14 protein-coding genes are annotated in these 12,686 nt (G+C 59.9%); 7 read left to right on the top strand and 7 right to left on the bottom strand.

Features of this window, described 5'->3' with window-relative positions:
• The first annotated feature begins 411 nt into the window (after nucleotides 1–411).
• Entirely contained in the window at nucleotides 412–696 is a 285-nt protein-coding gene (locus tag AC0Z4S_RS22180; RefSeq protein ID WP_485624602.1) for a hypothetical protein, read from the top strand.
• Nucleotides 697–887: 191 nt separating this feature from the next.
• On the top strand, nucleotides 888–1,172 hold the full coding sequence (locus AC0Z4S_RS22175; RefSeq protein ID WP_485624601.1) for a hypothetical protein: 285 nt from the start codon (nucleotides 888–890) through the stop codon (nucleotides 1,170–1,172).
• A 69-nt stretch (nucleotides 1,173–1,241) separates the two neighbouring features.
• Here the strand turns inward: AC0Z4S_RS22175 and AC0Z4S_RS22170 are convergent, their stop codons facing one another.
• Nucleotides 1,242–1,673: a hypothetical protein gene (locus AC0Z4S_RS22170; RefSeq protein ID WP_485624600.1), complete on the bottom strand. Its 432-nt coding sequence runs from the start codon at nucleotides 1,671–1,673 to the stop codon at nucleotides 1,242–1,244.
• A gap of 163 nt (nucleotides 1,674–1,836) precedes the next feature.
• Here AC0Z4S_RS22170 and AC0Z4S_RS22165 point away from each other — a divergent pair, with 163 nt between their 5' ends.
• From AC0Z4S_RS22165 to AC0Z4S_RS22155, 3 genes are all read left to right on the top strand, one after another.
• Nucleotides 1,837–2,226, top strand: coding sequence for a hypothetical protein (locus AC0Z4S_RS22165; protein WP_485624599.1), 390 nt, complete (start codon nucleotides 1,837–1,839; stop codon nucleotides 2,224–2,226).
• 16 nt (nucleotides 2,227–2,242) lie between these two features.
• Complete coding sequence (locus tag AC0Z4S_RS22160; protein WP_485624598.1) at nucleotides 2,243–2,665, top strand: HD domain-containing protein; 423 nt, start codon at nucleotides 2,243–2,245, stop codon at nucleotides 2,663–2,665.
• A 141-nt stretch (nucleotides 2,666–2,806) separates the two neighbouring features.
• Entirely contained in the window at nucleotides 2,807–4,018 is a 1,212-nt protein-coding gene (locus tag AC0Z4S_RS22155) for a hypothetical protein (protein ID WP_485624597.1), read from the top strand.
• Between the two features lie 20 nt (nucleotides 4,019–4,038).
• Here AC0Z4S_RS22155 and AC0Z4S_RS22150 read toward each other — a convergent pair whose 3' ends face one another.
• Genes AC0Z4S_RS22150 through AC0Z4S_RS22140 form a run of 3 tightly spaced genes read right to left on the bottom strand, consistent with a single transcriptional unit; the run spans nucleotide 4,039 to nucleotide 7,727 of the window.
• A complete protein-coding gene (locus AC0Z4S_RS22150; protein WP_485624596.1) occupies nucleotides 4,039–5,067 on the bottom strand; it encodes a DUF2955 domain-containing protein in 1,029 nt (342 codons plus the stop codon).
• A complete protein-coding gene (locus AC0Z4S_RS22145) occupies nucleotides 5,057–6,181 on the bottom strand; it encodes an HlyD family secretion protein (RefSeq protein WP_485624595.1) in 1,125 nt (374 codons plus the stop codon). The genes AC0Z4S_RS22150 and AC0Z4S_RS22145 overlap by 11 nt, the downstream gene beginning before the upstream one ends.
• Entirely contained in the window at nucleotides 6,174–7,727 is a 1,554-nt protein-coding gene (locus AC0Z4S_RS22140; protein WP_485624594.1) for an efflux transporter outer membrane subunit, read from the bottom strand. Before AC0Z4S_RS22140 ends, AC0Z4S_RS22145 begins: the two co-directional genes overlap by 8 nt.
• Nucleotides 7,728–7,848: 121 nt before the next feature.
• Here AC0Z4S_RS22140 and AC0Z4S_RS22135 point away from each other — a divergent pair, with 121 nt between their 5' ends.
• Nucleotides 7,849–8,367 carry a transporter suffix domain-containing protein gene (locus AC0Z4S_RS22135; RefSeq protein ID WP_253502944.1) on the top strand — a complete coding sequence of 173 codons (519 nt, stop codon included), beginning with the start codon at nucleotides 7,849–7,851 and terminating at the stop codon, nucleotides 8,365–8,367.
• Between the two features lie 20 nt (nucleotides 8,368–8,387).
• On the opposite strand, the gene AC0Z4S_RS22130 is transcribed toward AC0Z4S_RS22135, so the two are convergent.
• Complete coding sequence (locus tag AC0Z4S_RS22130; RefSeq protein WP_485624593.1) at nucleotides 8,388–8,552, bottom strand: hypothetical protein; 165 nt, start codon at nucleotides 8,550–8,552, stop codon at nucleotides 8,388–8,390.
• Nucleotides 8,553–8,635: 83 nt separating this feature from the next.
• On the opposite strand from AC0Z4S_RS22130, the gene AC0Z4S_RS22125 reads away from it, so the two are divergent.
• Entirely contained in the window at nucleotides 8,636–9,421 is a 786-nt protein-coding gene (locus AC0Z4S_RS22125; RefSeq protein WP_485624592.1) for a DeoR/GlpR family DNA-binding transcription regulator, read from the top strand.
• A gap of 169 nt (nucleotides 9,422–9,590) precedes the next feature.
• Here AC0Z4S_RS22125 and AC0Z4S_RS22120 read toward each other — a convergent pair whose 3' ends face one another.
• The gene (locus AC0Z4S_RS22120) at nucleotides 9,591–10,874 is read right to left on the bottom strand and encodes an NAD(P)/FAD-dependent oxidoreductase (RefSeq protein ID WP_485624591.1); all 1,284 of its coding nucleotides are present in this window, start codon (nucleotides 10,872–10,874) and stop codon (nucleotides 9,591–9,593) included.
• 147 nt (nucleotides 10,875–11,021) lie between these two features.
• A complete protein-coding gene (locus tag AC0Z4S_RS22115; protein ID WP_485624590.1) occupies nucleotides 11,022–12,386 on the bottom strand; it encodes a glutamine synthetase family protein in 1,365 nt (454 codons plus the stop codon).
• Nucleotides 12,387–12,686: the final 300 nt, after the last annotated feature.

The following is a 12,686-nucleotide window of genomic DNA, read 5'->3' as shown; positions in this document are numbered from 1 at the left end:
GCCAGAATTGTCGTTTGGCTGTGTCAGTCATATTCTCATTAGGGCTGCGAAACCCATCGCTAACTTCGGTCAGCGACACTCCCACTCTAGGCACCAATTTCACCAGCCACAACCGGCCTGTAGGACGTGAAACGCACACTTGTGGCGAGGGAGTTTGCTCCCGCTTGACGACGCAGTCGTCGTAATCCGGGGCGTGCGGTAGGTCCGGGAGAAACGGACTATCCGGTTTTGGCGTAGCTTCGCAGCCCAGCGGGAATATGCTCTCTCGCCGCAAAGGATGTTTTCCTACGAAATTTTCAGACGCCGAAATTGCGTGAGCTATTCGGCTGATAACCGTTCGTCCGACCCATCGCACGTTCGCCGCACACCTTCTTCCAATGCTGAAACTCACCACGCAAAGGAAGAGCCACCATGCTGAACCATAAAATCGCGGTGTTAACCCTCACGGCGCTGCTGTTCGGCAGTGCGCCGTATGCGCTCGCGGCGGGGGAGACGTCGACCCCCAAGGCGAGCGACGGCACCAGCCAGACTCGTGAACCGGCATCTCCAGCCACCAATGCCGACCCGGATGCCGATTCGCTGCCCCAAGGTGGTGATGGTGGCAAGACCGACAATGGGCCGGTGCCATCTGCCTCCAAACCCACCCCTGCGGGTCAACCATCCGGCAGCAGCAGTGGCGGGAGCGGCGGTGGTTGATAGGTGTCGAAAACTGAAAGCCCGGTCTTTTGAGCCGGGCTTTTTTCAGCGTGCAAGATTTGTTTTTTGATGACCCTATATCTCTTTCAAGGTTGTCGGGTTATTCATTCCTGCCATTCGTCAGCCGCTCCGCATTTTCACCGAACAGCTGTTTCCAATGCGTAACTCACCCCCGCAAAGGAACCATCGACATGCGCCCAGTCAAACTCGCAACATTCACTCTGGCCACTCTGCTAGCCGCCTCCTCGCTTTATGCAACAGCCGCCAGCGACGCCCCTGAACCCACCGCAAATGACGGCAACAGCCAAACCAACCCGAGTGCGCCGGAAGACATTCATTCCAATGGCGCCACCGTGCCCAAGGGCACTCAGGGCAACACCACCAACAATGACGGCTCGACACCGTCGGGTTCCAAGCCCAGTGGTTCGAAGCAATCGAATGACAGCGGTACCAGCAGCGGTGCCGGCGAGGGTTAATGGTGGATTCAGATGCAGCAAGCCCGGCATCAAGCCGGGCTCTTTGATAGACATTCCTGGCAGCTGAAGCTATTTAGCCTTCCAGTTCCCACCACTGTTCTCACAATCAATCTTCGCCTGAGCCAGATGCTCACCGTCGTAGTAATACGTGGTGACTTTGGCGTTGTCGGGCATGTTCAGCGGTTTGGCGCTTTTGTCTTTGCTGGTCGAGTGCGGGTTAGCGAGGGATTCCTGGGTTAGGCGGGCGGTGCAGGTGGCCTGGTAGTGGTCGTCGCAGCGTTCGACTTTTTTCTTGGTGGCGTTGAGGGTGTCCTTGCTTTCGTTGCTGCATGACCAGTTGATGGAGTCCACGGGCATGCCTTCGTATTCATAGCAGCTGTGGGTTTCCACGGCGGGCACTGCGGCGCTGGAGGAACGGGTCTGGACGTCGCAGCCTTCGGCCATGACGCAGGTGGGGATGATGGCGAATGTGGCGATCAGGAGCAGCAGTCGGGTTTTCATCGGCAATTCCTCTCCAATGGCGCCGCGTCTGATCGGATTTGGCGCTTGTCTGGTTTCGAGGCGGCGAGGGCGGGCAAGGTTCAATCGGCTTTGCGCTGCCTCATCTTCGCGTACACTGCGCAACCATCAGATACATTCAGCGCCCAAGGATTGGACCGTCGCTATGATTGAAATCGGCCGCCGCAACATTGCTCCCGCTTCGCAGCATCCCTTTCACGACATCTATCTTTTTCATATCGATCCGGGCAAACCGGATACACCATTCTGCTTTGAACAATCCATGGGCGGCGGGCATATGGAGCATGGCGGCGCGCGGTTTTTGGCGCTGGACGAGCTGGACGGCTGGTCCGGCGAATGGCGCGAGCACCTGCGCAAGGCCGATTGCGTCTGGGTCGCGGAATTGATCGATGCAAGTCCGCAGGCGGATCAGGCGACGCTGGTGACGATGATTCTGCAGCGCCATGCTGAACCGGCAACACCCGTCGGGCGCCTGCGAGCCATTGGCAACTGGTTCAAACGCAACATTCACGTCGGCGGCCGCTATGGCCTTTGAAACCACGGAGACTCCCATGGCCCAAACCCTCGAACGCGCCATCGCCATTGCCGCCACGGCCCACACCGGGCAGGTGGACAAGGGCGGCGCGCCGTACATCTTGCATCCGCTGAAAGTCATGTTGCGCATGAACACTCTGGAAGAGCGCATCGTCGCTGTGCTGCACGATGTGGTCGAGGATTGCGGCGTGAGTCTGGACGATTTGCGCGGGGAAGGTTTCAGCGAAGAGGTGCTGGCGGCGATTGCAGCGGTGAGCAAAGTGCCCGGTGAATCCTATGAGGATTTCGTCGATCGCGCCGCGCAGAACCCGATCGGCCGGGTGGTGAAACTGGCGGATCTGGAAGAGAACAGCGATATCGCGCGGATCGCCTCGCCGGGTTGGGAGGATCTGGAGCGGGTCGAGAAGTATCGGCGGGCGATTGCACGGTTGCGTATGTAAAACATGATCGCTGTGGAAGCGAGTGATAGTCATCTGAATAGCCAAAGGCGAAAACGTCATCCAGTACGCCGCAGCGGAATCTGAGACTGGTCGAGTGACGGCAACGTTGTATTTTTTATTTTTTATTCGGGTTTTTGTGAGATGGCAAAAAGTTTTGCGTACCTGTCACCGTTTGGTGGACTTGCCGATAAAGTGACGGCCAAACAGATCGAACGTCGTCGATGCCAAGAGTTTCACGGACAGCCCACAGGGCAACTTTTCTACAGTTCTCACAAACCAGGCAATCGTAAACCGGTCAAGCACGTGATGAAGGGGGGGACCAGCTATTTTGCCTATATCAACAGTGATGGCAGTGGCGGTGGTGTTGGAGGGGAATCCCTGAATCACCAATTGTTCAAAGAGGCCCTCATATCTATCGAGCGGGCACGGTTGCAGCTGATCTTCAATTCAAGCACCAGGGCCAGGAGACAAGAGAACATTTCGATAACGGTGACCCACACCGAGTCCGAGAAAAGGCTTGTGACGCAAAATGAGAGCTCCCGCTCTGTTGATGTCTACCTGAAATTTGAAACCGAAAGCCGCATAGGGTGTAAGTGGGAGCAGCAACTGTATCTGGAAGTGCATAGCACAAACGCTGTGGATGCAGAGAAACAGACGGATCTGCGGGCACTGTCAGTGCCAGTGGTTGAGGTCGATATCCCGGATATCTTCGTTTATAAATTTTCTGATGAAAATACAACGGACGAGCGTGAGGCCGCGCACAAGGCATTCATAAAAAAAATCCTCGAAGGGCCAAACGGTTTTCTGCGATGCAGGGTATTGAGCGATCCAAGCTCCCGGCAGTATTTGGAAGAGCAGGTTGTTCTTCAGCAAAAAACCATCAACGAACTTCAGGTGGCAAACGGCGAATTGGTGCAGGCGCGAGCTGAGATTTCAACTCGACTGGAGGCTGCCGAAAGTGCCTTGGAGGCCGCACACAGCGATCGTGAAGACCTCTTGGCACAGCTCAATAGACTCAGTGGGGTGCATTCTGCAACCGCACGGGAATTGGCTGTAGTGAAAAACGACCTGTGTCAGGCCGAAGCCGACAACGGTGAGCTGAAGGGCGAACTCGATCGTGTGACTGACGCATTGGACAAGAAGACGGGCGAGCAGAAAGAAACGCTTGAAACGTTGAGCAGGTTGAAATCGACGTGCGCGGCGCTTTCAAACCAGACACGGCAACATCTCATTCGTATTCGCCAATTGTGGATGGGGCTGGCAGCGGCATTGGTCGTTGGTTGTGTCTCTATCGGATGGCAGGTATCGGGTATGAAAGTGTCCTCGGTGTTCAGCAAGTTTTTTGGTGGCTGAGCTGTAGGGTCAGATAGCGATTATCGGGCAGTGCCGGCAGTCCGGATTTGCTGTGCTGCCAACACGTGCATCATCAACGTGCCATATAGCGCCACCAGAATGAACAGGCCCATGCGCACTGCGAACGCGGTGTACACATCCTTGCCGGCGGCGCTGTCCTGCACCGATTGGCCGAGCAGGATGATCATCGTCATGAGGGTGTTGAGCCAGAAACCGGGGCTGAACCGCGTAGGGCTGAGTCGATAGAGTCTGCGCGCCAGCCACAGGCCGAACAGCAGCATCCACAGAAAGAACATCCACAGGTGCACAAACAGGCTCAACCCGCACCATAGCAGCACCGCCAGCACGCCTGCGAGGAGGGTCGAGCCAAGCAGTTCGCGGCCGGCGTGACGGGTGTGCGTGGCAGAGCTTTGTTGGCCCAGGCTGACAGCTTTGAGGATGATCGGCAGATAGCTGGCCGGATCGCTCAGGGCCAGCATGAACGTCGGCAGCACAATCAGAGTGGCGCGCAGGGCCACCCATGGAACCTCCTCGGCAGGCATGGACGGCGGTTTTGGTGGGGCGGGGCTATCAGGTTGCTCAGGAAACAGCGCATGGCTGACACCGACCACTGCGACCGCCAGCAACAAGCCTTTGACCAGCGCGCCGATCACCGCCATCGCCAGCTCGAATTCGGCGAATCCGGCGGCAGAAATCATGGTCATGCCGATCACCAGAAACGTCACCAACAGCGGATTGCCGCCGCGCAGGCCGAAGCGAAACACCACAAACAGACCGAGGCCGATCAACAGTACGCCGCTCACCGGGGAATAGCGCAGCAATGGCACCAGCAGCAGGCCGATGCTCGTGGTAAGGCCCGCCACCAATGCCAGCACCAGCGCACCTTTGAATGGCAAGGGTTTGGGCATGCTGGCCAGCAACAACACCGCCAATACCGGCGAAATAAACGCCAGCGGCAAGGCCAGCGCATAACTGGCAGCGGTGCACAGCGCCGTGCCGAACGCAAGGCGCATGGCCCGTTGCGCCGGGATGCTGCGCTCAGTAGGCATACGACAGCCAGCTCATCAACGCGACAAACAGCCGCCCCAACGAGTTGAGCGGATTGCCTTCGCTGGGGAAAACCATGACTTCGGCCTGGCCGCCGGCACGGATCGCTCGGCTGTCCATGAGACGGTTCTTCGCCTCTTGCGTGAACTCGATGATCACCGGAAAACGTTGCGCCGGACGCAGCCAGTCGCGGCTGTTCTGGATATTTGGCAGAGTGCCGGGCGCTGGGGTCTGGCCGCCGCTGACGCCGTAACCAACGCTGCGGACGCGGCCGTCAAGGACTTCTCCGGGTAACGCATCGAGGACGATCGCGACCGGTGTTCCGGGTTGGATGCGGCCGAGGTTGTTTTCGGTGAGGTCAGCGCTGATCCACACGTCGTGGATGGCAATCAAGGTCATCACCGGATTGCCAGCGGTGGTGAACTGGCCGACGTCGGTGCGCAGGTCAGTGATCAAGCCGGCCGAACGTGCGCCGATGCGAGTGTTGGCCAGGTCCAGTTCGGCCTTGGCCAGTGCCGAAGCAGCGCTGCGCAGTTGCGCGTTGGTGTCAGTATTTCCACCTTCCTGCTCTTGCGCGCGCTGCACTTCGGCTCGGGCGGCGGCGACCTGGGCGACCGCTTGTTCGCGGTTGGCCCGAGACACTTCAAGAAGTCTCACGGAGACTGTACCGGGATCCTGCCTGTACAAGCCTTCAAGCCGTTGATTGTCCTGCCGTGCCTTGAGTTCATTGGCTTGCGCAGCACGCAACGACGCCTGCGCCGAGGCGATACCGGCGGTACTGGCGCCGACCTGGCGACGGGTCGACTCCAGATCAGCCTTCGCCCGGTCAACAGCGATTTGCAACGGCTGCGGGTCGAGTTCGAAGAGAATGTCGCCAGCGTTCACGTCCTGATTATTACGCACGTTGACGCGGATCACCCGACCGGCGACCTCCGCCGCTACCGGAATCACAAACGCACCGACCCGTGCCTGCTGAGTGTAAGGTGTGTAGCGGTCGGCGAGCAGGTACCAGGCCAGGCTCAGCACGATCAACAGCAGCACCCAGCGGATACCTTTTTTTGCCGGATCGGGTTGGGCAGATACAGGATCCGGGGCGGGCGGCGCGTTGTCAGTCATGGCGGCTTACCTGCGAGGGAAGGGGATACGCCAGTCGGGCGGGCGGCGCGCTGAGCAGATCCCACCAATCGGTACGTTGCTGCATGTGTTGCCGAGTCGGCTCATCGATCGGCGGCGCGTTGCTCAGCCACCCGCCACCGAGGGCTTTGTAGAGGGCTATCAGATTGCTCACCGCATTGCTGCGACTGACCAGATAATTGTCCTGCAACTCCAGCAGCGCCCGTTGCGCGTCCAGTACCCGCTGAAAATCCGAATAGCCTTCACGGTATTGGGTGTTGGCAAGTACCAGCGAACGCCGCGCCGCACCTTCGGCTTCACGCAGAATACGCTCGCGTTCCAGCGCTTTGGTCAAGCCGCTGGCGGCGTCGTCAGCCTCGCGGGCAGCTTGGCGCACTTTGTCGCGATAGGCTTCGATCAGTTGCTGCAAGCGCGCATCCTGCACCCGCACGTTGTTGCGGATACGCCCGTAATCAAAGATGTTCCAGCGTAGGCTCGGGCCACCGATAACGTCGAGGCTGCGCGGCGTGGCGCCGAGGGTATCGCTGGACCAGACAATACTGCCGAGCAAGGTCAGCGACGGATACAGATCGCTCTCGGCGACGCCGACCAGCGCCGATTGCGCAGCGACATTCATTTCCGCCGCACGCACGTCCGGACGGCGCAGCAGCAGGTTGGCCGGGATGTCCTGCAACACTGCACGATCCGTCAGCGGGATCAGTCCGGTTTGTTCGGCCAGCAGCGCCGCGCCACCGGGTGGCTGGCCAACCAGCACTGCCAGGGCGTTGCGGGTGCGCAGCAGTTGATCTTCGAACGCCGGGATACTGCTCAGCGTGCCGAGGTATTGGGTTTTCGCCTGTTGCAGATCCAGTTCGGCCGTCTGGCCGCTGCTGAAGAGTTGTTGAGTGATCTCGAAATTGCGTTTTTGCTGAACGGCGTTCTCCCGGGCGACGCGCAGCCGCGCTTCGGTGGTGCGCAAAGCGAAATAGGTATCAGCGACTTGCGCGCGCAGAAGCACCAGGGCGTCTTCATAGTTGGCCTGTGCGGCGAAGTAGCTCGCATCCGACGATTCGATGGCGCGGCTGAATCGGCCCCAGAAATCCAGTTCCCAACCAACGTCGAACGCCGCGCTGTGTTGCCAGAAGTGCAGATCCTGCGGGTTGCTGCCGCCGGACTGATGGCGGTCAACATACAGACCGTCGGCGCCGAGCTGCTGCAGTTGCGGGTAGCGAGCACTCTCGGCAATGCCCAGTTGCGCGCGGGCTTCGAGTACTCGCAGGCCGGCGATTTTCAGGCTGCTGTTGTGCGCATCGGCCTCGCTGATCAGGCGGTCGAGCACAGGATCGGCGAAAATCTGCCACCACTGGCGCAAATCAGGCTGGGCGGCGCGCTTACTGGCCTGTTCCAGCGCGGAACTGTTCCACTGTCGGCTCCACGCCTCAGCGGGGGGCTGGAAATCCGGCCCCAGGCGTACGCACCCGCCAACGCTCAGGGCGCCAAGCAACAACAGGTGACCGGGCCGCGTCAGCAGGGCGGTTGTTGGAGGCATTGCGTCATGTCCCTGACCCGCGAATATCAGTGGAGCATAGACTGCGAATGGCGAGTTGTTCGTGCGGATCTGCTGCTACGCTTTTCAGGCGTCTGCACCCCACCCCAACAGGTATAAAACCATGGAAAACGTCAAGGATCAGCTAACGCCGCCCCCCGCTTCCAACTGGCGCTTCAAGGTTGGCCTGGCAATCATCTGCGTGATGCTTGGCTCGTGGCTGATGGTGCCGCTGGCTGCCGCCTTCGACGTACCCGGCTCGAAGATAGCGGCATTGACCGGGGTTCTGTTCATCAGCAACAAAGTGTTGCTACTGGTGGTCATTGCGGTCATGGGCAAGGCCGGGTTTGCCGAGCTCAAACGTAAGATCGGCGGTTATATCTCGGGGATGATTCCAACGCCGGTCGACGAAGTTGGTCCGACCCGGCACCGGATCGGCGTGGTGATGTTTTGCCTGCCGTTGCTCAGCTCGTTTCTGGAACCGTATTTCGATAACTTCTGGCCCGGATTACGCCCCAATCTGTGGCAGATGCAATTGCTCGGGGATTTGATGTTTGTCGGCAGCTTCTTTGTACTGGGCGGCAACTTCTGGGACAAGGCTCATGCGCTGTTTGTGCGCAAGGCGCGGGTGGTTTCGACCTGATGCCCGATGCGCACGGCGCGTCAGGCGTGACCCAAAGCAATCGCGAACGAGACGACAATCATGCAGGCGAATGCGAAATTGAGATTCATGGGCTGTTCATCCTGAGCTTTTAAGAATGGGGCCATTGTGAACAGGCGCAGCGCAAAGAAAAAATTCGCCTTGTCGATTCCAATGATCGAAAGCATTGATAGCCGCTGCGTTTGTATTTGCCCGAGACTTTCGCTAGTGTCGCGGAAACCTGCAATTACAAGCACAAACAGGCATAACCATGCGCGAGCACTCCATCGCTGAACTGCCGTCTCTGCGTCGGCAGAAAATCCTCTTGCTTCTCGAACGTGACGGCAAGGTCATGGCCTCGGAGCTGAGTCAGCATTTCGCGGTTTCCGAAGACACCATCCGCCGCGACCTCGCCGAGCTGGACAGCGCCGGGCTGGTGCAACGCGTGCATGGCGGGGCGTTGCCGCGACCCAAGGATTCCGGCAAGGATTATTTCACCCGGCTCGATGAAACCGACGAGATCAAAGTGCGCCTGGCGCAATTGGCGGCCCAGCACATCGAGGACGGGCAGATTGTGCTGTTCGATTCCGGCTCGACCACGTTGCAGGTTGCGCGCGCATTACCTGCCGACATCCGCATCACCGCCGTGACCGCGTCACCGCTGACGGCGATTGCCTTGTCCGAATACAAGGGCGTCAAAGTGATTCTGGCGGGCGGTGAATTGAATCCGCATTCGATGTCGGCGAGCGGTCAGGAAGCGCTGCGATTGCTCGCGGGAATCAAGGCCGATCTGGCGATTACCGGGGTATGTGCAATTCATCCCGAGGTCGGGATTACCTCGCTGCATTTCGATGAGGTGCCGGTAAAACAGGCGATGCTCAACAGCGCGACGCGGGTGATCGCTGTGACCACGGCGGACAAGCTGGGGGCGGTGGAGCCGTTTGTGGTGGCGCCGTGTACGCGCCTGCACAGGCTGATTACCGAACGGCATTTGGGGTCGGGGAGTGTCGAGGACTATCGGCGATTGGGGATTGTGGTGGAGCAGCTGCCGGATTGAATTTTTTGTTGGGTTTGAGGGCCTCATCGCGAGCAGGCTCACTCCTACAGGGGACCTGCAGTGAATAAATGACTTTGTAGGAGCTGCCGAAGGCTGCGATCTTTTGATTTTGATTTTTAACAGCAGGATCAAAAGATCGCAGCCTTCGGCAGCTCCTACAGGTAATGGATTAGCGCAACCGCTCGAGCATCTGGTAATACCACATCCCCGCCGCCAGCAACGGGTTGCCGAGCAGGTCGCCCATCGGCACGCGGATGTGCTGGCACGCGGCGAAGGTATCGAACTGTTCCATTTGCCCGGTGATCGCCCGGCTCATGATCTCGCCCATGATGTGCGTGGTGGCGATGCCGTGTCCCGAGTAGCCCTGGCAATACCAGACGTTGTCGGAAAGCTTGCCCAGTTGCGGGATGCGATTGATGACGATGCCCATGGCGCAGCTCCACTGGTAATCGATCGGCACGCCTTTGAGCGCTGGAAATGTGCGCTCGATGCACGGGCGCAGTTCGGCGGCAATGTCTCGTGAGTCCTTGCCGCTGTAATTCGCGCCACCACCAAACAGCAACCTGCCGTCGGCGGTGAGCCGGTAGTAATCGAGGACGAAGCGGCAGTCGTACACGGCAAGGTCTTCGGGGTTGATCTGTTTCGCCAGATCACCCAGCGGCGCGGTGGTGACGATGCCGCCCATGGCCGGGAAAATCTTGCCCTTGAGCTGGCCCGGTTCGAGCTTGTGATAGACGTCACCGGCGAGCATCACCTGATTGGCGTCGATCTGACCGTGAGCGGTGCGCACGCCGGGTGTGTCGCCGTGAATGATCTCCAGCACTTCACTGTTCTCGAAGATCAGCGCGCCCAGACTCTGCGCCGCCCGCGCTTCGCCGATGCACAGGTTGAGCGGGTGCAGGTGCATGTTGCGGGTGTTCTTGATCGCCCCGTGGTAGAGCTCGCTTTGCAGCAGGTCGCGAACCTGGCTGCGGTCGAGCAGGCTCACTTCATCGCCCAGACCTCGGCGCACGGCTTCGTCGTAGTCCTTGCGCAGATCGTTCATGTGGCTCGGCTTGTACGCCGCGTGCAGATGGCCGTGTTTGAGGTCGCACTGGATCGCATATCTGTCGACGCGCTGGCGGATGATTTCATGACCGCGCCAGCGCAAATGCCAGATGAAATCGTCGACGTCATCGCCAAGACTGGCGCGCATCTGTTTGCGCATCGCACCGTCGCCGGAGAGGCTGCCGGTGACTTGCCCGCCGTTGCGTCCGGTCGCGCCCCAGCCGATCTTGTGGCTTTCGACGATCGCGACTTTCAGGCCTTTTTCTGCCAGTTCGACAGCGGTGGCGACACCGGTGAAACCGCCGCCGATGATCACCACATCGACCTTGTGCCGGCCTTGCAGGGTGGGGTAATCGGTGTCGTGGTTGAGGGTGGCGGTGTAGTAGGAATTGCAGCGAATGGTCATGGCAGCGTCCACATAAAATGGGAGTCGGAATGCAATCCTCTGTGGGAGCGAGCTTGCTCGCGAAAGCGGTGTGTCAGTCACCCAAAATGTTGAATGTGACGACGCCTTCGCGAGCAAGCTCGCTCCCACAGGTTCGGTGTCGGATCGTTAAGCCTCGGTCAGGTACCACCGCCAATCCTGCTCACCCACTTCAGCCATGAACTGCCGATACTCGGCACGCTTCACCGCCAGATACACCCCAAGGAATTCCTGCCCCAACGCCTCCCGTGCCCACGCGGAATTTTCCAGCGCCTGCAACGACGTCAGCCAATCGGTCGGCAGCAGTTCTTTCGCCTGGGCATAACCATTGCCCTCGACCGGTGCCCCCGGATCCAGCTCTTCACGGATGCCGCGATGAATGCCGGCAAGAATCGCCGCCGCTGCCAGATAGGGGTTGGCGTCGGCGCCGCAGATGCGGTGTTCGATGTGTCGCGTAGGGGCCGGGCCGCCGGGTACGCGCAGGCTGACCGTGCGGTTGTCGACGCCCCAGGTCGGCGCCAGTGGCGCGTAGCTGTTGGCCTGGAAACGCCGGTAAGAGTTGGCGTTGGGGCAGAACAGCAGCAGCGAATCGAGCAGGGAGGCGAGCATGCCGCCAATCGCCGTGCGCAACAGTGGCGTGCCGGCTGGGTCTTCAGAGGCGAACAGATTACGCCCCTCGGCATCGGCGAGGCTGACGTGCATGTGCATGCCGGTGCCGGCCAGATCATCGAACGGTTTGGCCATGAACGTCGCCTGCATGCCGTGTTTGTGCGCCACGCCTTTGACCAGACGTTTGTAGCGCACCGCCTGATCCATCGCCTCCAGCGCATCGCCGTGTTCAAGGGTGATTTCCACTTGCCCCGGGGCGTACTCGGAGATCGCCGTGCGCGCCGGAATGCCATGCAGTTTGCAGGCACTGTAGAGATCGGCGAGAAACGGCTCGATCTGCTCCAGCTCGCGCAAACCGTAGACTTGCGTGTGTCGCGGTCGCCCGCCGTCGGCGTCCAGCGCCGGTTGCGGGCGGCCGTTGTGATCGCGTTTGGCGTCGAGCAGATAGAACTCCAGCTCGCAGGCCATGATCGGGTGATAACCCTCGGCCTTGAGCCCGTCGATCACCTTGATCAGCAAGTGCCGAGGATCAGCGATGCTCGCCGGCAGGCCTTCGGTCGGGTGCATGCTGACCTGCACCGCCGCAGTCGGAATCTGCCGCCATGGCAGGCGTACCAGACTGCCTTGCAGCGGATAGGCGCGGCAGTCGATATCGCCGACGTCCCAGACCAGCCCGGAGTTCTCGACGTCCTCTCCCTGCACGGTCAAACCGAGAATCGTGCTCGGCAGCGGCCGGCCGCTTTCGTACACGGCGAGCAGTTCCTCGCGATGCAACAGCTTGCCGCGCGGCACGCCGTTGGCGTCGAGGATGAACAACTCGATCATGTCGATATCGGGGTTCTGTTCGAGGAACAGGCGTGCGTCTTCGATGGCTGCGAATTTCATGGCAAATCACTCACGATGGCGCCGCACAGGCGCGCAGATTCGGCCGGACACCACGCGACAAAAAGGCGTAGGGGTCCCGGCAGGGATATCAGGAAAATCGGGAAATTGACTGACGCGGGTTTCAGCTCACGCGATCAGGCAGGACTGGCGATATCCGGCGGGCGTGCGGAGTGACGCAGCTTGGAGCGGCGCAGGGCCATGGGCAGATTGACGATGCGATTCATACGCGGCCCCGGTTGTAGTGGGCGCGTACGGCAGAGACGTGCAACCTTTGCGGTTGTTGTGGTGACGTGCTCATAA

It is taken from the genome of Pseudomonas sp. 1L-B-1-E-C1 (assembly GCF_057291835.1).
The sequence above is the reverse complement of the archived record's forward strand: the minus strand, read 5'-3'. Positions and strand labels throughout refer to the sequence as shown.